Genomic DNA, 18,936 nt, shown 5'->3' with positions numbered 1-18,936 from the left:
GTTGCAGCGCCGAACCTGGAGCAGACCATGCCTTCGCCTTTCCTTGCCCTGTCGGCGATAGATTATGCCATCGGGCCGAAATCCATCCTGTCCGGCATCGACCTGACGCTTGAGCGCGGCCGCATTTACGGACTGGTGGGGCCGAACGGTTCCGGCAAGAGCACGCTTTTGAAGATCATCGCCCGCCAGGTCGCGCCGAAATCCGGCGCCATCTCCTTCGACGGCAAGCCGGCGGGTGACTGGGGCAGCCGGGCCTTTGCCCGGCACGTCGCCTACATGGCGCAATTCACGCCGGCGACCGACGGGATGACCGTGCGGGAACTCGTGGCGCTCGGCCGTTTTCCCTGGCACGGCACGCTTGGCCGCTTCACCGCGACGGATCGCAACATGGTCGAGGAGGCGATCGTCCGCACCGAGCTCGAGGATTTTGCCGATCGTCTCGTCGCCAGCATGTCCGGCGGCGAACGCCAGCGCGCCTGGATCGCCATGATGCTCGCCCAGGACGCCCGCTGCCTGCTGCTCGACGAGCCGACGTCGGCGCTCGACCTCGCCCATCAGGCCAGCGTTCTCTCGCTGGTCAAGGAACTCAGCCATGAACGCGGGCTGACCGTCATCATCGTGCTGCACGATATCAACCTCGCTGCGCGCTATTGCGACGCGATCATCGCGCTCAACCGCGGCCGGATCACTGCCGAGGGCACGCCCTCCGAAATCATGCAGGCCGACACGCTGCAGTCGATCTTCGGTGTCGGCATGGGCGTCTTCCCGCATCCGGTTCGAAACGAGCCGGTCAGCTATCTGTTGTAGACCATGGCTGTTTTCTCCCGCAGGCAGTTTCTGGCCGGTGCGGCGGCCTTGCTCTCCGCCCCCGCGCGTTTGCGGGCGGCGGAGGGCTTGCGCGTTGCGACACTCGATTGGGCGCTGCTTGAAACGCTGCTGGCAATCGGCGCGAATGTCGTTGCGGCGACGGAACTGCGGCAATTCCGCGAGGTGGCGGTCACGCCTGACGTGCCGGCCACGACTGCCGATCTTGGCCTGCGCGGCACGCCGAATTTCGAGGTGCTGCGGTTTGTACGGCCGGACCTGATCTTCAACTCGAACTTCTATGCCTGGGCAGACCAACGCATGCGCGGAGTCGCGCCTGTGGAAAGCCATGCGATCTACAAACCCGGCGAAAGCCCCTTTTCGCTTGCCGAACAGGCCACACTTGCAATCGGCGAGCGCCTGCAGCTTGCCACCGCCAGACAGTTGACCGAAGAGCTTGCAGCCAGGCTCGATCGCCACCGGGCCCTCCTTGCCGCCGGTGACGGGCGTCCGGTGATCCCGATCAATCTCGGCGATGCCAGGCATTTCCGCGTCTTCGGCTCCGACAGCATGTTCGGCGAGGTGCTGAAACGCGTCGGCCTCACCAATGCCTGGCAGGCTCAGACCAGCTACTCGGCCGCCGCTCCCGTCGGCATTGAGATATTGGCATCGCTGCCCGACGCCTGGATCGTGATGATCCCGCCACACCCGGCCGATGCGCTCGCCACGCTGGCGACCAGCAGCTTCTGGAATGCGTTGCCGGCCGTGCGCGAAAAACGCGTGCTGATGCTCGGTTCGATCAATCCCTATGGCGCACTGCCGGCGGCCGGCCGCTTTGCCGATTTTCTGGCGGAGGGGCTTCAACATGCATGGAATGGTTAGCCGCGCCAAGCCCGCAGGAAGCGCGGGCACACCCGTCTTGGCGATATTACTGCCCGTACTCTGCATCACGGCCTTCGCACTCCTCATCGTAACGCGTCCTGAGGTTCCGAAGGGCGATGCCGATGCAGCCATGCTGAACAGCGTGCTGCTCTGGAACAGCATCATGCCCCGCGCCATGCTGGCACTGATCGCCGGTGCGGCACTCGGCCTTTCCGGCACATTGTTGCAGCGTGTCCTGCGCAATCCGATCGCCGATGCCTCCACGCTCGGCATCGCCTCCGGGGCGGAACTGGCAATGACCGCGGCCATGGGCTTCTCGCCCCTGCTCATCGGATTTTCGCGCGAGATGGCCGCCTTCGGCGGCGGGCTCGCGGCTGTCGCCATCGTGCTGGCTTTGAGCTGGCGGCGCGGGCTCGATCCGGTGACCGTCGCACTCTCCGGCCTGATCGTCAGCCTGATCGCCTCCGCCCTCAGCGTCACGCTCATCCTTTCGCGCGGCGAATATGCCATGTCGATCTATATCTGGGGCGCCGGTTCGCTCAGTCAGCAGGATTGGAACGGCGCACTCTCGCTCGGGCCCCGGCTTATCCTCGGCTTTGCCGCCGCTCTTCTCCTGGTGCGGCCGCTCCGCATCCTTGCCCTCGACGACAGCGGCGCCAGGAGCCTCGGCCTTGCCCTGCATTCGACCCGCCTGGCGATCATCGCACTCGCCGTCTGGCTTGCCGCCTCGGTGATATCAGAGGTCGGCGTCATCGGTTTCGTCGGGCTCGCAGCTCCGGCCATCGCAAGGCTTGCCGGCGCACGCAGCACCGGCAAACTGATGCTGACAGCGCCGCTGATGGGTGCGGGCCTGCTGTTCCTGACCGATTGCCTCACCCAGATCCTCGGCCCCGGCTTTACCGACCTTGCGCCGACGGGAGCCGCAACCGCCCTGCTCGGCGGTCCCTTATTGCTTTGCCTGCTGCCCAGCGTGCATTCCGTTTCGGCCGTTGCCACCCAGTCGAACGCAGCGCTGAACAGGCTCGCTAAGCCGCTTCTGGCCCTTGGCGCGCTTTTTACTGCCCTCGCCCTGATCTTTGCCGTCGTCCTCACCCTCGGCCCTGCCGAGGACGGCTGGCATGTCGCGACCGGCTCGCTCTTGACCGATCTCCTGCCCTTCCGACTGCCGCGAACGATCGTGGCGGCCGGGGCTGGCGCTATGCTGGCAGCAGCCGGCTTCATCATGCAGCGCGTCACCGGCAATCCGATCGCCAGCCCCGAGGTCCTGGGCGTCAGCAGCGGAGCCGGTGCAGGTCTGACCGTGGCGCTCTTCCTCTTCGGCTTCCCCTCGCCCATCATCATGCTGCTTGCCATGGCGCTCGGCGCGCTGGCAGCCTTCCTTGCAATGATCGCCATAGCAGCCCGCGCCCAATTCTCGCCGGAACGCATGCTGCTTGCCGGCGTCGGCATCGGCTCCTTCGCCATGGCGATCGTGACCATGGTGCTCGCAAAGGGCGATATGCGCAGCTATATCCTGCTGACATGGCTTTCCGGCTCGACCAACCGCGCCGGCGCCTTCGAAGCCTGGACGGCCATCATCTCGCTCGTCGTGCTGACGGCGCCCTTGCCCTTCCTCAGCCGCTGGCTGACGATCCTGCCGCTTGGCGCCGGCCCCAGCCGCGCTGCCGGCCTTCATGTCGGGGCAAGCCGACTGGCGCTTGCCATCCTCGCCGCGCTGATGACGGCGATCGCCTCATTCCTTGTCGGGCCGCTCAGCCTCACCGGCCTGATTGCGCCGCATCTTGCCCGCCTTGCCGGCTTCCGCGCCCCGGGCCACCAGCTGACGGCGAGCCTTCTCCTCGGCGCCGGCGTGCTGATGGCGGCGGACTGGCTGTCGCGCGTCGTCATCTACCCCTACCAGGTGCCGGTCGGCCTCTTCGCCGCCCTGATTGGCGGCCCCTATCTCATCTGGCTGCTTTCGCGAAAGGAGGTTCAGCAATGATGGCTGAACGATTTACAGTATCCGGCATCGCGATCACCGCCGATCCCGGCAGAATGCTCGACGAGATCTGCACACATTTCGTCGAGCACGGCACCGTCACCCGAAACGGCGACGCCGTGACAGTCGAGACGATGATCGGCAAGGCCGATATAAGTCGAGACGGCCAGGCACTCGCGATCGAGCTCTCCTGCCGGAGTGCGCGAGCGCTGCAGAATGTGCGGGCCATCCTTGCCGAACACCTGTTCGACTTTGCCGGCGAGGCGACGCTGGAGCTCACCTGGTCCGATGCTCCAAAGGCGGACCGCCTGCCCGATCTGCGCGAAATCCGCGTCATCGGCGCCAAAAACATCACCCCGCATATGCGCCGGGTTACCGTCGCCTGCGACGACACCAGGCATTTTGCCGATGGCGGTCTGCATTTTCGCCTGCTCATTCCGCCGAAGGGGCGCCCACCCGTGTGGCCGCAATTGCGCCCCGATGGCCGCATCCACTGGGCGAGCGGCGAAGACGCACTGACCGTGCGCATCTATACGATCCGCAGCGTCTATGTGGAGCGGGGCGAGATGGAGATCGATTTCGTCCTGCATGAGGGCGACAACATGCCCGGCGCCGAATGGGCGATCAACGCCAAGCCGGGCGACATCGCCGGCGCCCTCGGGCCGGGCGGCGGCGGAGTTCCCGACGCAACGTCGATCATCCTTGCCGGTGACGAGACGGCGCTGCCCGCCATCTCCCGCATCGCCGCCGATATCCCGGCGGGAAGGCGGCTCACGATCTTTCTTGAAATCGACAGCGTCGCGGAAGAACAGCCCCTGCCCTCGGCGGGCATTCTCGATGTCACCTGGATGCATCGAAACGGCAAACCGGCCGGCACGCTTGATATGATCGAGAAATCAATCAAGAACGCGCTCAGCGATGCGGATGCCGACACCTTCGTATGGGCCGGCTGCGAAAGGGCGGAAGCCAAGCGCATTCGCGACTTCCTGAAGACCGAGCGCGGCCATGACCGCCGGAGGATGAGCATCGGCGCCTATTGGGAGCGCTGATCAGCGCTTACGCCTTCTCGCGGAACATCTCGATGATGGCGGAAAAGTCCCTTCCGCCATGTCCTAGTTTGTCGAAGAGCGCATAAAGCTGCGCGGCTTCCGCGCCGAGCGGCGTGGAGGCGCCGCTTGTCAGCGCCGCCTCCTGCGAAAGCCTGAGATCCTTCAGCATCAGAGCCGCGGCAAAACCCGGCTTGTAGTCATTGTTCGCCGGCGAGGTCGGCACCGGTCCGGGCACCGGACAATAGGTATTGATCGACCAGCACTGGCCCGACGAGGTCGAGGCGACGTCGAACAGCGCCTGATGCGAGAGACCAAGTTTCTCGGCGAGCACGAAGGCCTCGCAGACGCCCACCATCGAAATGCCCAATATCATGTTGTTGCAGATCTTCGCCGCCTGGCCGGCGCCGGCCTCGCCGCAATGGACGATCTTCTTTCCCATCGCCTCCAGGATCGGCTTCGCCCTGGCGAAGGCGTCTTCCGTGCCGCCGGCCATGAAGGTCAGCGTGCCCGCGGTCGCCCCGCCCGTGCCGCCGGAGACCGGAGCGTCAAGCGACAGGCAGCTTGCGGCCTTGGCCATCTCATGCGCCTTGCGGCTGCTGTCGACATCGATGGTCGAGCAATCGATGACCAGCGTCCCTTGCGCGGCGGACTGCAGGATATCGGTCCAGGCGGTCAGCACGTGTTTGCCCTGCGGCAGCATGGTGATGATGATCTCCGCGTCCTTGACCGCCTGGCTGGCATGGCTTGCCGGCTTGACGCCGCTCTCCTCGGCCGCCTTCAGCACCGAAGCCGCGAGATCGAAACCGAGCACCTCGTGACCTGATTTGACCAGATTGGCCGCCATCGGCCCACCCATGTTGCCAAGCCCGATGAATGCGATCCTTGCCATGCTCTTCTCCTATCGATTGTCTTCGAGGATCATTGCTGCCGCCTTTTCGGCGATCATGATCGTCGGCGAATTGGTGTTGCCCGAGGTGATCGACGGCATCACGGAGGCGTCGGCGATCCTCAGCTTGCCGAGCGCCCGGAATCTCAGCCTAGGATCGACGACGCTGTCCCTGTCGGCGCCCATGCGGCAGGTGCCGACGGGATGGAAGATCGTCGTGCCGATCTCGCCCGCCGCCCGCTCCAGATCGGCCTCCGTCTGATAGGCGGGGCCCGGCTTGAATTCCTCCGGCCTGAAACGGGCAAATGAAGGCTGCGCGACGATCCTGCGGGTCAACCGTATTGAACGGACAGCTATGTCACGATCGCGCTGCGTCGAGAGGTATTTCGGGCTGATCGTCGGCTGGGCGGCAAAATCCGGGCTGGACAGGTGCACCGAACCCCGGCTTTCCGGCCTCAGATTGCAGACACTCGCGGTGATTGCCGGGAAAGGGTGGACGGGATCGCCGAACTTCTCCAGCGAGACCGGCTGCACATGATATTGCAGGTCGGGCGTTTCCCGGTCCGGGCCTGATCGGGTGAAGATGCCAAGCTGGCTCGGTGCCATCGCCATCGGCCCTGAGCGGCGGACGAGATATTCGAGCCCGATCGCCGCCTTGCCGATCAGCTTCGTCGCCTTCTCGTTCAGCGTCGGAACGCCTGTCACCTTGTAGGCCAGACGCAGTTGCAGATGGTCCTGCAGGTTCTCACCGACACCCTTGACCACGGTGACGACATCGACGCCGGCACGCTGGAGAACCTCGCCCCGGCCGATGCCTGACAGTTCCAGGATATGCGGAGAACCGATCGATCCGGCGGACAGGACGGTTTCTTTCACCGCGTAGGCGCGTTTCGCTACGCCCCGATGCTGGAATTCGACGCCGGCAACGGCGCCTTCCTCCACCAGCAGCCGCCGAACCTGCGCCTTGGTCAGCACGGTCAGGTTGGAGCGCCTCATTACCGGGCGCAGGAAGGCCTTCGAGGTGTTCCAGCGAATGCCGGAACGCTGGTTGACGTCGAAATAACCCGAGCCTTCGTTGCTGCCGCGGTTGAAATCCGCGGTCTCCGGGATGCCCGCCTCCCTGGCCGCCTGCTGAAAGGCATCGAGCACGGCCCAGCGCACACGCGCCTTCTCGATGCGCCACTCGCCGCCGGCACCATGCATCTCGTCTTCGCCGCGATAAAAATCCTCGGACTTGCGGAAGAAGGGCAAAACATCGTCCCAACCCCAGCCGCTGCAGCCCATCTGCCGCCAGAGGTCGTAATCGCGCGCCTGGCCGCGCATGTAGATCATGCCGTTGATCGACGAACAGCCGCCGAGAACCTTGCCGCGCGGATAGCTCAGCGCCCGGCCGTTCAGTCCCGCTTCCGGCGCCGTGGTGAAGCACCAGTCGGTACGCGGATTGTTGATGCAATAGAGATAACCGACCGGAATATGGATCCAGTGATAGTTGTCGCTGCCGCCGGCTTCGAGCAGCAGCACCCGGCTCCGGCCATCGGCAGACAGCCGGTTGGCGAGCACGCAGCCGGCGCTGCCTGCCCCGACGATGATATAGTCGTAACGATCCATGCCCCGACGAGACTCCAGATGCTTGCCGCTTCCCTCTCCCCGCAGCACGGGGAGAGGGAGAGTCGCAGCGCCGCCGCCCGTCTCTTTTCCCGGGAAAAGTAATTCCGGAAAGAGAGAGGTCCGCCCGTTCAGCGGCGATAGACGAAGCCCAGTTTCCGCCCCAGCCGCGAGGCGTAGAATTCGCCGATGATGCCGCGGCGGAAGATCAGCACGCAGACCATGAAGACGATGCCAGTGATGATCGTCACCGGGAATTCCGAGGTGGCGAGGTAGTTTTCCAGCGCCACCACCAGCCCGGCGCCGAAGAGCGGGCCGATCAGCGTGCCGATGCCGCCGAGCAGCGTCATCAGGATCACCTCGCCCGACATCTGCCAGGCGACGTCGGTCAGCGTCGCAAACTGGAAGACGATCGATTTCACAGCACCCGCGAGCCCGGCAAGCGCTGCCGACATGACGAAGGCGCCGAGCTTGTAGCGCGCTACGGAGTAACCGAGCGAGATCGCCCGTTGCTCGTTTTCGCGGATCGATTTCAGGATCATGCCGAAAGGCGAGTTGATGAAGCGCCAGATGATCAAGACGCCGATGATGAAAACAGCCAGCACGAAATAATACATGTTGGTCGAGCTGTTCAGATCGATGAAGCCGAAGAGATGGCCGCGCGGCACCGACTGGATGCCGTCCTCGCCCTCGGTGAACTCCGCCTGCAGGCAGAAGAAGAAGAACATCTGCGACAGCGCCAGCGTGATCATCGCGAAATAGATGCCCTGGCGGCGGATGGCGAAGAAACCCATGACGAGACCGAGAAACGCCGCACCCGCCACGCCGATCAGGATGCCGAGTTCCGGCGGCAGGCCCCATGCCTTCACTGTATATGCGGTGAAATAGGCCGCGCCCCCGAAAAAGGTGGCGTGGCCGAAGGACAGCAGGCCGGTATAGCCGAGCAGCAGGTTGAAGGCGCAGGCAAAGAGCGCGAAGCAGAGCAGCTTCATCAGGAAGATCGGATAGAAAAAGAACGGCGCCAGCAGCAGGATCAGCAGCCCCGCCAGCAGAAAACCCGCCTGCACTGAAAGAGCGGTACGGCTTTTTTCCGTTTCGATGGTTTCGGTGACGTCAGCCATGTCAAGCATCCCGTCCGAAGAGGCCCGCGGGCCTGATGAGAAGCACGATCGCCATGATGACGAAGATCACGATGTTGGACGCCTCGGGATAGAAGACCTTGGTCAGGCCCTCGGCGATGCCGAGCACATAACCGGTGATGATCGCGCCCATGATCGATCCCATGCCGCCGACGACGACAACGGCGAAGACGACGATGATCATGTTCGAGCCCATCAGCGGCGAGACCTGGTAGATCGGCGCCGCCAGCACGCCGGCAAAGGCGGCAAGACCCGCGCCAAGCGCGTAGGTGAGCGTCAGGAGCACCGGCACGTTGACGCCGAAGACCTGGACCAGCACGGCGTTTTCGGTAGCGGCACGCAGGTAAGCCCCGAGTTTGGTCTTCTCGATCAGCAGCCAGGTGCCGAGGCAGACGACGAGCGAGGCGACCACCACCCAGCCGCGATAGATCGGCAGGAACATGAAGCCGAGATTGGCGCCGCCGGCGAGCGCTGCCGGCGTCGCATAGGGCTGGCCGGAGGAGCCATAGAGATAGCGGAAGGTGCCCTCGACCGCGAGCGCCAGCCCGAAGGTGAAGAGCAGGCCGTAGAGCGGATCGAGATCGTAGAGCCGGCGCAGGAAGAGCCGCTCGATGATTGCACCGGCAAGGCCGACGATAACAGGTGCCAGGATTAGCGATGGCCAGTAGCCGATGCCGGCATAGGTCAGCAGCAGGTAGGCGACGAAGGCGCCGAGCATATATTGCGCGCCATGGGCGAAGTTGATCACTCTCAGAAGGCCGAAGATGATGGCGAGGCCGAGGCTGAGCAGCGCGTAGAACGAGCCGTTGATCAGGCCGATCAGCAGCTGGCCGAGCAGCGCCTGCAGGGGAATGCCGAAGATCATCGTCATCTGATCACACTCCCAGAACCTTGTGCAGCGTATCCATGCGCTGCGGCAGTTCACCGACCGGGAATTCCGACACCATCTGCCCATGATCCATCAGATAGAAGCGATCGGCAATACGGCTGGCGAAACGGAAATTCTGCTCGACGAGCAGGATCGTCATGCCGCGCTCCTTCAGGGTCTTCAGCACCTCGCCGATGCGCTGGACGATCACGGGGGCAAGCCCCTCCGTCGGTTCGTCGAGAATGAGCAGCCTGACGCCGGTACGCAGGATTCGGGCGATCGCCAGCATCTGCTGCTCGCCGCCTGATAGTTTGGTGCCCGGGCTGCCGCGGCGCTCGTAGAGATTGGGAAAGAGCTCGTAGATTTCGTCGAGCGTCATCCCCCCTTCTGCCACGACAGGCGGCAGCAGCAGGTTTTCCGAAACGGTGAGCGTCGAGAAGATGCCGCGCTCCTCCGGCACGAATCCGATGCCCCGATGAGCCGTCTTGTGCAGCGGCACCTGCATCATGTCGCTGCCGGCAAAGCTGATCTTGCCCTTCCGGGCACGCACAATGCCGGTGATGGTGCGCAGCGTCGTCGTCTTGCCGACGCCGTTTCGGCCGAGAATGGTGATCATCTCGCCTTCGTTCACACGCATGTCGACGCCGTGCAGGACGTGGCTTTCGCCGTACCAGGCATTGAGCCCCTGGACTTCGAGGAGAGTGGCCATCAATGCTCCTCCGTGCCCATGTAGGCCACGCGTACGCGCTCATCCTGGCTGACGGTGGCATAATCGCCCGCGGCGAGGATCTCGCCGCGCTGCAGCACGGTGACGTGCTGGCAGATATTGGCGACGACGGAGAGATTGTGTTCGACCATCAGCACCGCCCGGTCGCGGGCGACCTCGCGGATGATTGAGGAAACGACGCCGACATCCTCCTGGCCCATGCCGGCCATCGGCTCGTCGAGCAGCAGCACCTTCGGATCCAGCGCCAGCGTTGTCGCGATCTCCAGCACGCGCTTGCGGCCATAGGAAAGATCGGCGGCGATATGGTCACGCTCCTTGGAAAGCCCGACGCTGGCCAGCAATTGCTCGGCGCGCCCATTCAGCCGGTCGAGCGCCGAAATCGGCCGCCAGAACTGCGTGGAAAGATTGTTCGGTCGCTGCAGCGCCACACGCACATTGTCGAGAACGGTCAGATGCGGGAAGACCGCCGAGATCTGGAAAGAGCGGACCAGCCCCATGCGCGCCACCTTGTCGGGCGGCGTCTTGGTGATATCGGTGCCCATCAGCGTGATCGTGCCTGAGGTCGGCTGCAGGAACTTCGTCAGCAGATTGAAGACCGTCGTCTTGCCGGCGCCATTCGGGCCGATCAGCGCATGCACACTTGCGTCATGCACGTCGAGATCGACATTCTTGACGGCGGTGAAGCCGCCGAAATCACGGCGCAGGCCGCGGGCGGACAAGACCACCCGCGGCTTTTCCTGAGTTTCAATTGCGGAAACCGCCATCGTGCCTACTTCACCAGATCGCAGCCGCTCTTGGCGGGATCGATATAGGCTTCCTTGCCGGGAATGGTGGCGAGCACGTTGAAATAATCCCACGGCTCCTTGCTTTCGGAAGGCTTCTTGACCTGCAGCAGGTACATGTCATGGATCATCCGGCCATTGGCGCCGACCGTGCCGCCGCGGCCGAAGACGTCATCGACCGGCAGTTCATGCAACTGCTTGGCGACGGCTTCCGTCTCGTCGGTGCCGGCCTTCTGCACCGCCTTCAGATATTGCGTCACTGCCGAATAGGTGCCCGTATGGATCATGTTCGGCATCTTGCCGGTGCGGGCGAAGAATTTTTTGGCGAAGGCGCGGCTTTCGTCGTCGCGATTCCAGTAAAACCCTTCCGTCAGCGTCAACCCTTGAGCCGCTTCGAGGCCGAGGCCATGGACTTCGGCGAGCGTGAAGAGCAGCGCCGCCAGATGCTGGCCGCCCTGGGTGATGCCGAATTCGGCCGCTTGCTTGATGGCGTTCGAGGTGTCGAGGCCGGCATTGGCAAGGCCGATCACCTTGGCGCCGGACGATTGCGCCTGCAACAGGAAGGACGAGAAGTCCTGGGTCGAGAGCGGATGGCGGACGGCGCCGACCACCTTGCCGCCGCTTGCCTTGACATAATCGCTGGTCTGCTGTTCCAGCGAATAGCCGAAGGCATAGTCGGCAGTCAGGAAGAACCAGCTATCGCCGCCCTGCTTGACGAGCGCGCCACCGGTGCCGACGGCCAGTGCATGGGTGTCATAGGCCCAGTGGAAGCCATAAGGCGAGCAGGCCTTGCCGGTCAGATCCGTCGTCGCAGCACCCGTGACGATGTCGATCTTCTTTTTCTCCTTGGCGATTGCCTGCACGGCGAGCGCCACGGACGAGGTCGTCAGTTCCATGATCGCATCCACCTGCTCGGTATCGTACCATTGGCGGGCGATATTGGAGGCGATATCAGGCTTGTTCTGGTGGTCGGCATCGACGATCTCGACCGGAACATCCAGCACCTTGCCGCCGAAATCCTCGACCGCCATCTTGGCGGCTTCGACGGAGGACTTGCCGCCGAAATCGGCATAGACACCCGACTGGTCGTTCAGGATGCCGATCTTGACCTTGCCGTCGGTCGCGCTCTGCGCGAGCACCGCTGTGCTGCTTGCAAGCAGAAATGCAACTGATGCAATGAGATTCTTTCGCATATGATCTCCTCCCAGAGATTGGCCAGATTGCGGATCTGTTCAAATTTGGCCAGCCGCACTCCTCAGAACGACGGACCCTCCCCTACGATCACGGAAATTCCGCCCTGAGGCAACGGGTGATTTACAACTAATTCCAAACAGTATCTGTTCGTTTTTGAACAGAGGGGACCGCGATGAACAATCCACCGCAGTTTACTTGGGACGATCTGCAGTTTTTTCTAGCCGTCGCCCGCACGGGACAGCTGTCGACGGCGGCCCGCCAGCTGCGCTCCAGCCATGCCACCGTCTCGCGCCGCATCGACCGACTGGAGTTCACCCTCAAGGTCAAGCTGTTCGAGCGCAATCCGCGCGGTTACGTGTTGACCGCCATGGGCACCCGCTTCGTCGAGACGGCCGAGAGGATGGAACAGGAGACCGAGCGGCTGCGCGCCGACCTCGCCGACGGCTCGATGGCGCAGCGCGGCCTGGTGCGGCTCAGCGCGCCGGAGGGTTTTGCCAACTTCTTCTTCGCAACCGTGCTGCCGCAGTTTGCCGCCCAGCATCCGCATCTATCGCTCGAACTGGTGACGATCCAGCAGATCATGTCGCTGTCGCGCAAGGAGGCCGATCTTTCCGTCGTGCTCGATGAGCCGAAGGGCGGGCCGTATTTTGCCGAGAAGCTGACCGACTATCATCTGCAGATCTATGGCTCGCGCGACTATCTGGCGAAGGCCGCACCGATCAGCTGCCGTGAAGACCTGCTCGGCCATCCCTTCGTCAGCTATATCGAGGAGATGATTTTCGCGCCGGGCCTGGATTATCTGGGCGATGTGCACCCGCGCATCAAGCCGCAGTTCCAGAGCTCCAGCATCTTCGCACAGCTTACTGCCACCAGAAACGGTCTCGGCCTTTGCATCCTGCCTTATTTCTTCGCCAGCCGTTATCCCGAACTCGTGCGCGTGCTGCCAGACGAGATCGACCTCAAGCGCCATTACTGGATCACCTGTCATCGCGACCTCAAACAGGCGCCGCGCGTGCGCGCCGTCATCGACTTCCTGCGCGAGGCGGTGCGCGGCGAGGATGCGCGCTTCGTGCCGCCCTATGTCACCGCTGCCGGCCCGGCGCGCCGGGCAAAGGTGGAAACCTGACTACTTCAGGAATTCAGTCCGATGCGGGGTGAAAGCATCGATCAGCCGGCCCTTTTCCAGCGCCTTGACGCCGTGGACCAGATTGGGGGGCACGATGAAGCTGCCGCCCTGTTTCAGCACTTCGGTCCGGTCGTCGATCGTCACTTCGAAACTGCCTTCGGCGACGTAGCTTGCCTGGATGTGCGGATGAGAATGGGCCGCACCCACGGCGCCGCTTTCGAAGACCACTTCCACCAGCATCATCTCGGGCAGATAGGTCATGATGCGCCTGACGACGCCGGGCTCGGGATTGACCCATTCGGCGCCTTCGGCCGATACGAACAGATCGCTTGACGACATTTCCGCCTCCTCGTTCCAGAATCGATCGTGGGCAAAGTGGATCATGCCGACGCTTTTGAAAAGATGGCCGGGCCTGTCTTTTCGACGCGACCGCCGTCTGTTGACGCGGTCGGCTGGCGGGTCTATGGCCAACTTGAGCGAGGCAAGCTGAGGAGACACCGCCATGCAGCATACGCGCGAAGTTTTCGACTGGGCCGATCCGTTCCGCCTGGTAGAGCAACTGACCAGCGAAGAGCGCATGGTGCAGGACACCGCCCATGCCTATGCGCAGGAAAAGCTTGCTCCCCGCGTTCTCGACGCCTTCCGCAATGAAAAGACCGATCCTGAGATCTTCCGCGAAATGGGTGAACTCGGGCTGCTCGGCCCGACCATCTCGCCGGATTATGGCGGCGCCGGTCTCGGTTACGTCGCCTACGGCCTGATCGCCCGCGAGGTCGAAAAGGTCGACAGCGGTTACCGCTCGATGATGAGCGTCCAGTCCTCACTGGTGATGGTGCCGATCGAAACCTTCGGGTCTGAGGCGCAGAAGCTGAAATACCTGCCGAAACTCGCCACCGGCGAATGGATCGGCTGCTTCGGCCTGACCGAACCCGATCATGGCTCCGACCCCGGCTCGATGGCGACACGCGCCAAGAAGGTCGACGGCGGCTACAGCCTCACCGGCTCGAAGACCTGGATCTCCAACGCGCCGATCGCCGATGTCTTCGTCGTCTGGGCAAAGACCGAGGACGGCCTCATCCGTGGCTTCATCCTCGAAAAGGGCTGGAAAGGGCTTTCGGCTCCCGCCATCCACGGCAAGGTGGGCTTGCGCGCCTCGATAACAGGCGAAGTGGTGATGGACGGGGTCTTCGTGCCGGAGGAAAACCTTCTGCCTGATGTCACCGGCCTCAAGGGACCATTCACCTGCCTCAACTCGGCCCGTTTCGGCATCGCCTGGGGCGCACTTGGTGCTGCCGAGGATTGTTATGCCAGAGCCCGGCAATATACGCTCGAGCGCAAGCAGTTCGGCCGGCCGCTTGCCGCCAACCAGCTGATCCAGAAGAAGCTCGCCGACATGGCGGCGGAGATCTCGCTCGGCCTTCAAGGCTGCCTGCGGCTTGGCCGCATGAAGGAGGAAGGCCATCCGCCGGTGGAGCTGACCTCGATCTTGAAGCGCAACAGCTGCGGCAAGGCGCTGGAGATTGCGCGGGCGGCCCGCGACATGCTCGGCGGCAACGGCATCTCCGACGAATTCGGCATCGCCCGTCATCTCGTCAACCTCGAAGTGGTCAACACCTATGAGGGCACGCACGACATCCACGCGCTGATCATCGGCCGGGCGATCACCGGCATTGCCGCCTTTGCGAACTAATACATGCCGCCCAAAAGTGTGCAGCGGTTTTGGGACAACGGTGTGCATAAAACAGAGACCTAAGCGCGTCGCATGATTCCGGTTTGACGCGACGCGCTTAGCCTTTGACGCGAAAGGGCGAATTGCCACGCGCCTGACAATGTGCAACCTTCCCTGACGACGGCAAGAGCCGGCAAAAAGGGGATCATGCATGTTTCTGCTTCTTGCATTACTGATTGGTGTCATTGCCGGGCTTCGCACGATGACCGCGCCTGCCGCCGTTGCCTGGGGCGCGGCGCTTGGATGGTTTGATGTCTCGCAGACGCCGCTTGCCTTCATGGGTTACCAGTGGACGCCGTGGATCTTCACGCTTCTCGCCATCGTCGAACTGATCGCTGACCAGTTGCCGACCACGCCGTCGCGCAAGGTGCCGATGCAGTTCGGCGCCCGCATCGTCTCCGGCGCGCTGGCCGGCGCCACGATCGGCGCCGCCAGCAGCCTGCTTTTCGGCGGGCTGATTGCCGGCGTGATCGGCGCCGTCATCGGCACATATGGTGGCGCCGCCGTCCGCGGCAGACTTGCCGCGTCCTTCGGCAAGGATCTGCCGGCCGCTCTCATCGAGGATGCCGTCGCCGTCATCGGCGCGGTGCTGATCGTGGGGGCCGTCGCATGAAAAGCTTCGACGCCATCGTTATCGGCGCCGGCCAGGCCGGCCCGTTTCTTGCCGCAAGGATGGTCGAAAAGGGCATGAAGGTGGCGCTGATCGAGCGCAAGTTCCTCGGCGGCACCTGCGTCAACGCCGGCTGCATGCCGACGAAAACGCTGGTCGCCAGCGCCCGCGCCGCCCATGTCGCAAGAAACGGCGCCACCTACGGCGTCAATATCCCAGGCGAGATCGCCATCGACATGAAGGTGGTCAGGGCGCGCGCCGAAACCGTGACCATGAACGCCCGCAACGGCCTGATCGGCTGGTTCGCCGGCATGGACGGCATGACCGTTATCTATGGCCACGCCCGTTTCGAGGACCCGAAGACCGTCAGCGTCAACGGCGAAACACTGACCGCACCGCGCATCTTTCTCAATGTCGGAGCACGGCCAGTCATCCCCGATCTGCCCGGGATCAACGATATCGATTACCTCACCAGCACTTCGATCATCGATCTCGACTCCCTGCCACGGCATCTGGCCGTCATCGGCGGCAGTTATATCGGGCTGGAATTCGCGCAGATGTATCGCCGTTTCGGCGCCGAAGTCAGCGTTATCGAGCATGGTCCGAAGCTCGCATCGCGCGAGGACGAGGATATATCCGACGCGATCGCCGACGTCCTGCGCTCGGAGGGCATCGACATTCATACCGGCGCCAGCGAGATCGCCTTTTCCAAGAGCAGCGACGGAATAACGGTCGCCACCGATTCAGCGAGGATCGATGCGAGCCATGTGCTGATTGCCACCGGCCGCAAACCGAACACCGACGATCTCGGCCTCGATGCCGCCGGCGTCATCACCGACGGACGCGGCTTCATTACCGTCGACGACAAGCTTGCCACCAATGTCGACGGCATCTGGGCGCTCGGCGACTGTAACGGCCACGGCGCCTTCACTCACACCTCCTACAATGATTTCGAGATCGCCGCCGCCAATCTGCTCGACAGCGACGACCGCAAACTCTCGAGCCGCATCCTGGCCTATGCGCTCTATATCGACCCGCCGCTTGGCCGTGTCGGCATGACGGAGAAGCAGGCGCGCGCCTCGGGACACAAGATCCTGATCTCGACCCGGCCGATGAGCCGCGTCGGCCGCGCCAACGAGCGCGGCGAGACCAAGGGATTCATGAAGGTGATCGCCGACGCCGAGACCAAAAAAATCCTCGGCGCGGCGATACTCGGCATCGAGGGCGACGAGGTGATCCACGGCATCATCGATGCGATGAATGCAGGAACGACCTATCCCGCATTGCAATGGTCGGTGCCTATCCATCCGACGGTGTCGGAGCTGATCCCGACGCTGCTTGGGGATTTGAAGCCGGTTTAGCGATGAATTGATGCTTCGAAATCGACAGCTGGAGGCGGGCTGAGTGTCTATCGAACTGCTGATCGAGCACTACGGCCTGTTGGCGATATTTCTGGGTGCGGCCTTCGAAGGCGAAACAGCCGCCTTCCTCGGCGGCGTGATTTCCCACCGCGGACTGCTGACCTATTGGTCGGCGTCGCTTGCGGCAACGGCAGGATCCTTCGCCGGCGATCAGTTCTGGTTCTTCGCCGGCCGTTATGCGGCTCGATGGGGTCTCGTGCGCCGGCTGATGGAAAGACCGGCGCTGGCGCGCGCCACCCGCCTTCTGGAAAGATATCCGACCGGCTTCATCCTTGCGTTTCGTTTCCTGGTGGGATTGCGGACGATCAGCCCGATCGTCATCGGGACAACGCGAATAGCGACCGGAAAATTCATCATCCTGAATGCCGTGGCCGCGTTTGCGTGGGGGCAGCTTTTCACGGCGCTCGGCTATCTCTTCGGGCACGGCATCCAACAGACATTGGGCCACCTTCCGCTGCACCGTCATCTGCTGATTGCAATCGGAGCCGCGGCTGTCGTCGCAGCCGCGGCCCTTGTCTTTCGCAAGATGAAACTGAGCGCCAGGCACTCATAGCGGTATGACGTCCTAGAACAGGATGATTTTAGGCCGGGTCGGCCTAAAGCCCGAATCCTGTTCTAAATTATATAGTTTGAGCATGTTGTTGTCCGAAAACCGATCACACTTTTCGGCATCATCATGCTCTAGTCCATCACGATCTGCAGCTTCACGTCGCTTGGCCGGGCCTCGACGGCGCGATCAAACGCCTTGATCGAATCTTCGAACTTAAAGGTCTCTGATATCAGCGGCTTCAGATCCACGCGTCCCGAGCCGAGCAGCGCGATCGAGCGCTCATACTGATGCGCGTAGCGGAACACTGTCTCGACGCGGATTTCCTTGGTGGATGCCGTCGAGACGTCGAAGCCGATCGGGTTGACCGGCAGGCCGACGACGACGATGACGCCGCCTGGGCGCGGCAGCGCCATGATCGTCTCCCAGGCCTTCGGCGAGCCGGAGCATTCGAAGACGACATCGGCGCCCCAGCCGTCGGTCAGCCGGGCAACCTCTTCGGCCAGGTTCTTCTCGCGGATATTGACCGGAATGACGCCCTGGTACTGCACGGCGATATCGAGCTTCGGCTGGGCAAGATCGGCGACGATGGCGCGGGCGCAGCCGCCGGCAAGCGCCGCGATCGCCACCATCGTGCCGATCGGCCCGGCGCCGAGGACGACGGCAGTATCACCAGGCGTAATCTTCGCCTTGGTGGCCGCCTGCATGCCGACGGCGAAGGGCTCGACCATGGCGCCTTCGGCGAAGCTGACATTGTCGGGCAGCTTGAAGGTGTAGTTGGCGGGATGCACGACCTCCGGCGTCAGCACGCCGTGGATCGGCGGGGTCGCCCAGAAGGTCACGGCCGGGTCGATATTGTACATGCCGAGCCGGCTTGCCTTGGAATTCGGATCGGGAATGCCGGGCTCCATGCAGACGCGGTCGCCGACTTTCAGATGCGTGACGCCGGCGCCGACCTCGACCACCGTGCCCGCCGCCTCATGGCCGAGCACCATCGGCGCGTTGACGATGAAGGGGCCGATCTTGCCGTGCGTGTAATAATGCACGTCTGAACCGCAGACGCCGACCGTGTGGATCCTGATCTTTACCTCGCCGGGGCCGGTTTCGAGCGGCAGATCGATATCGCGGAGCGCAAGCTCATGCTGGCGCTCGAGGACAAGCGCACGGACTTTGGTCATCGTCGGTTTCCTTCCCTAGTGGCTTGCCCATGGTTTCATCGGGCAGCGTTGAAGCCGACTATAAAGCCCGAAGCCTTCCCAATTCAACCAGATTGAGAAGGCTTTTGCTCAACAAATGAAAAACTGCTCACGCAGATCTGCCGCGGCTCAGCACCGGCAGCGGCCCGCCCGAAAACTGCACCAGGCTGGTCCGATGGCGAGCGGCCCGTATGGGCATTTATAAGATTTTTATATTGATGGCCCGTCGTCCGTCTCGAACCTTTATGCGCTTCGGCTCCATATTGATGTGCGAGAGGTCGGAAGATCATCTCCACGCCAGAAAGCATGAAAGGCAGCCTCCCAGCGCCCTTTGTCTTGTCTGACTCCAAGAAGAACAACAGGAGTCACGATCATGATGGATATCATTTTACT

General features: G+C 63.0%; 18 protein-coding genes. 9 read left to right on the top strand and 9 right to left on the bottom strand.

The genetic code is table 11. The annotated features are described in order from the left end of the window. The first annotated feature begins 27 nt into the window (after positions 1-27). From AC25BC_RS29740 to AC25BC_RS29725, 4 genes are read left to right on the top strand one after another with little or no spacing between them, the layout of a single operon-like run. On the top strand, positions 28-807 hold the full coding sequence (locus tag AC25BC_RS29740; protein ID WP_128438647.1) for an ABC transporter ATP-binding protein: 780 nt from the start codon (positions 28-30) through the stop codon (positions 805-807). Between the two features lie 3 nt (positions 808-810). Continuing rightward, positions 811-1,686 carry an ABC transporter substrate-binding protein gene (locus tag AC25BC_RS29735; RefSeq protein WP_003553879.1) on the top strand — a complete coding sequence of 292 codons (876 nt, stop codon included), beginning with the start codon at positions 811-813 and terminating at the stop codon, positions 1,684-1,686. After that, positions 1,679-3,667 (top strand): Fe(3+)-hydroxamate ABC transporter permease FhuB, encoded by a 1,989-nt coding sequence (gene fhuB / locus AC25BC_RS29730; RefSeq protein ID WP_026157611.1) that lies wholly within the window; start codon positions 1,679-1,681, stop codon positions 3,665-3,667. The genes AC25BC_RS29735 and fhuB overlap by 8 nt, the downstream gene beginning before the upstream one ends. Beyond that, positions 3,664-4,713 carry a DUF2218 domain-containing protein gene (locus tag AC25BC_RS29725; RefSeq protein ID WP_128438646.1) on the top strand — a complete coding sequence of 350 codons (1,050 nt, stop codon included), beginning with the start codon at positions 3,664-3,666 and terminating at the stop codon, positions 4,711-4,713. The genes fhuB and AC25BC_RS29725 overlap by 4 nt, the downstream gene beginning before the upstream one ends. Positions 4,714-4,720: 7 nt before the next feature. Here AC25BC_RS29725 and mmsB read toward each other — a convergent pair whose 3' ends face one another. The 7 genes from mmsB to AC25BC_RS29690 form a co-directional block, all read right to left on the bottom strand. Continuing rightward, on the bottom strand, positions 4,721-5,602 hold the full coding sequence (gene mmsB / locus AC25BC_RS29720; protein WP_128438645.1) for a 3-hydroxyisobutyrate dehydrogenase: 882 nt from the start codon (positions 5,600-5,602) through the stop codon (positions 4,721-4,723). Between the two features lie 9 nt (positions 5,603-5,611). Further along, positions 5,612-7,207 (bottom strand): GMC family oxidoreductase, encoded by a 1,596-nt coding sequence (locus AC25BC_RS29715; protein ID WP_128438644.1) that lies wholly within the window; start codon positions 7,205-7,207, stop codon positions 5,612-5,614. A 128-nt stretch (positions 7,208-7,335) separates the two neighbouring features. Further along, on the bottom strand, positions 7,336-8,325 hold the full coding sequence (locus AC25BC_RS29710; RefSeq protein ID WP_017996475.1) for a branched-chain amino acid ABC transporter permease: 990 nt from the start codon (positions 8,323-8,325) through the stop codon (positions 7,336-7,338). A gap of 1 nt (position 8,326) precedes the next feature. Further along, the gene (locus AC25BC_RS29705; protein WP_128438643.1) at positions 8,327-9,214 is read right to left on the bottom strand and encodes a branched-chain amino acid ABC transporter permease; all 888 of its coding nucleotides are present in this window, start codon (positions 9,212-9,214) and stop codon (positions 8,327-8,329) included. A gap of 4 nt (positions 9,215-9,218) precedes the next feature. Further along, entirely contained in the window at positions 9,219-9,920 is a 702-nt protein-coding gene (locus AC25BC_RS29700; protein WP_012763272.1) for an ABC transporter ATP-binding protein, read from the bottom strand. Then, positions 9,920-10,702, bottom strand: a complete 783-nt coding sequence (locus AC25BC_RS29695) for an ABC transporter ATP-binding protein (RefSeq protein WP_012763273.1) — start codon at positions 10,700-10,702, stop codon at positions 9,920-9,922. Before AC25BC_RS29695 ends, AC25BC_RS29700 begins: the two co-directional genes overlap by 1 nt. Before the next feature lie 5 nt (positions 10,703-10,707). Next, positions 10,708-11,913 (bottom strand): ABC transporter substrate-binding protein, encoded by a 1,206-nt coding sequence (locus tag AC25BC_RS29690; protein WP_003553898.1) that lies wholly within the window; start codon positions 11,911-11,913, stop codon positions 10,708-10,710. Between the two features lie 173 nt (positions 11,914-12,086). Here AC25BC_RS29690 and AC25BC_RS29685 point away from each other — a divergent pair, with 173 nt between their 5' ends. After that, positions 12,087-13,040: a LysR family transcriptional regulator gene (locus AC25BC_RS29685; protein WP_003553900.1), complete on the top strand. Its 954-nt coding sequence runs from the start codon at positions 12,087-12,089 to the stop codon at positions 13,038-13,040. Here the strand turns inward: AC25BC_RS29685 and AC25BC_RS29680 are convergent, their stop codons facing one another. Beyond that, a complete protein-coding gene (locus tag AC25BC_RS29680; RefSeq protein WP_003553902.1) occupies positions 13,041-13,379 on the bottom strand; it encodes a cupin domain-containing protein in 339 nt (112 codons plus the stop codon). Positions 13,380-13,542: 163 nt separating this feature from the next. On the opposite strand from AC25BC_RS29680, the gene AC25BC_RS29675 reads away from it, so the two are divergent. From AC25BC_RS29675 to AC25BC_RS29660, 4 genes are all read left to right on the top strand, one after another. After that, a complete protein-coding gene (locus tag AC25BC_RS29675) occupies positions 13,543-14,730 on the top strand; it encodes an acyl-CoA dehydrogenase (RefSeq protein WP_012763286.1) in 1,188 nt (395 codons plus the stop codon). Between the two features lie 190 nt (positions 14,731-14,920). Then, the gene (locus AC25BC_RS29670; RefSeq protein WP_003553906.1) at positions 14,921-15,382 is read left to right on the top strand and encodes a DUF4126 family protein; all 462 of its coding nucleotides are present in this window, start codon (positions 14,921-14,923) and stop codon (positions 15,380-15,382) included. Then, positions 15,379-16,740: an FAD-containing oxidoreductase gene (locus AC25BC_RS29665; protein ID WP_128438642.1), complete on the top strand. Its 1,362-nt coding sequence runs from the start codon at positions 15,379-15,381 to the stop codon at positions 16,738-16,740. Before AC25BC_RS29670 ends, AC25BC_RS29665 begins: the two co-directional genes overlap by 4 nt. A 43-nt stretch (positions 16,741-16,783) precedes the next feature. Next, entirely contained in the window at positions 16,784-17,353 is a 570-nt protein-coding gene (locus AC25BC_RS29660; protein WP_003553910.1) for a DedA family protein, read from the top strand. A gap of 128 nt (positions 17,354-17,481) precedes the next feature. Here the strand turns inward: AC25BC_RS29660 and AC25BC_RS29655 are convergent, their stop codons facing one another. Next, a complete protein-coding gene (locus AC25BC_RS29655; RefSeq protein ID WP_128438641.1) occupies positions 17,482-18,525 on the bottom strand; it encodes an NAD(P)-dependent alcohol dehydrogenase in 1,044 nt (347 codons plus the stop codon). Positions 18,526-18,936: the final 411 nt, after the last annotated feature.

Source organism: Rhizobium sp. WSM409 (assembly GCF_057653825.1).
The sequence above is the reverse complement of the archived record's forward strand: the minus strand, read 5'-3'. Positions and strand labels throughout refer to the sequence as shown.

What these genes read in the sequence shown, in the direction of transcription:
- AC25BC_RS29675 (WP_012763286.1), top strand. Translation starts at nt 13,543, where the DNA reads ATGCAGCATACGCGCGAAGTTTTCGACTGGGCCGATCCGTTCCGCCTG.
- AC25BC_RS29710 (WP_017996475.1), bottom strand. Translation starts at nt 8,325, where the DNA reads ATGGCTGACGTCACCGAAACCATCGAAACGGAAAAAAGCCGTACCGCT.
- AC25BC_RS29655 (WP_128438641.1), bottom strand. Translation starts at nt 18,525, where the DNA reads ATGACCAAAGTCCGTGCGCTTGTCCTCGAGCGCCAGCATGAGCTTGCG.
- fhuB (WP_026157611.1), top strand. Translation starts at nt 1,679, where the DNA reads ATGGTTAGCCGCGCCAAGCCCGCAGGAAGCGCGGGCACACCCGTCTTG.
- AC25BC_RS29685 (WP_003553900.1), top strand. Translation starts at nt 12,087, where the DNA reads ATGAACAATCCACCGCAGTTTACTTGGGACGATCTGCAGTTTTTTCTA.
- AC25BC_RS29725 (WP_128438646.1), top strand. Translation starts at nt 3,664, where the DNA reads ATGATGGCTGAACGATTTACAGTATCCGGCATCGCGATCACCGCCGAT.
- AC25BC_RS29735 (WP_003553879.1), top strand. Translation starts at nt 811, where the DNA reads ATGGCTGTTTTCTCCCGCAGGCAGTTTCTGGCCGGTGCGGCGGCCTTG.
- AC25BC_RS29705 (WP_128438643.1), bottom strand. Translation starts at nt 9,214, where the DNA reads ATGACGATGATCTTCGGCATTCCCCTGCAGGCGCTGCTCGGCCAGCTG.
- mmsB (WP_128438645.1), bottom strand. Translation starts at nt 5,602, where the DNA reads ATGGCAAGGATCGCATTCATCGGGCTTGGCAACATGGGTGGGCCGATG.
- AC25BC_RS29665 (WP_128438642.1), top strand. Translation starts at nt 15,379, where the DNA reads ATGAAAAGCTTCGACGCCATCGTTATCGGCGCCGGCCAGGCCGGCCCG.
- AC25BC_RS29670 (WP_003553906.1), top strand. Translation starts at nt 14,921, where the DNA reads ATGTTTCTGCTTCTTGCATTACTGATTGGTGTCATTGCCGGGCTTCGC.
- AC25BC_RS29680 (WP_003553902.1), bottom strand. Translation starts at nt 13,379, where the DNA reads ATGTCGTCAAGCGATCTGTTCGTATCGGCCGAAGGCGCCGAATGGGTC.
- AC25BC_RS29695 (WP_012763273.1), bottom strand. Translation starts at nt 10,702, where the DNA reads ATGGCGGTTTCCGCAATTGAAACTCAGGAAAAGCCGCGGGTGGTCTTG.
- AC25BC_RS29715 (WP_128438644.1), bottom strand. Translation starts at nt 7,207, where the DNA reads ATGGATCGTTACGACTATATCATCGTCGGGGCAGGCAGCGCCGGCTGC.
- AC25BC_RS29690 (WP_003553898.1), bottom strand. Translation starts at nt 11,913, where the DNA reads ATGCGAAAGAATCTCATTGCATCAGTTGCATTTCTGCTTGCAAGCAGC.
- AC25BC_RS29700 (WP_012763272.1), bottom strand. Translation starts at nt 9,920, where the DNA reads ATGGCCACTCTCCTCGAAGTCCAGGGGCTCAATGCCTGGTACGGCGAA.
- AC25BC_RS29740 (WP_128438647.1), top strand. Translation starts at nt 28, where the DNA reads ATGCCTTCGCCTTTCCTTGCCCTGTCGGCGATAGATTATGCCATCGGG.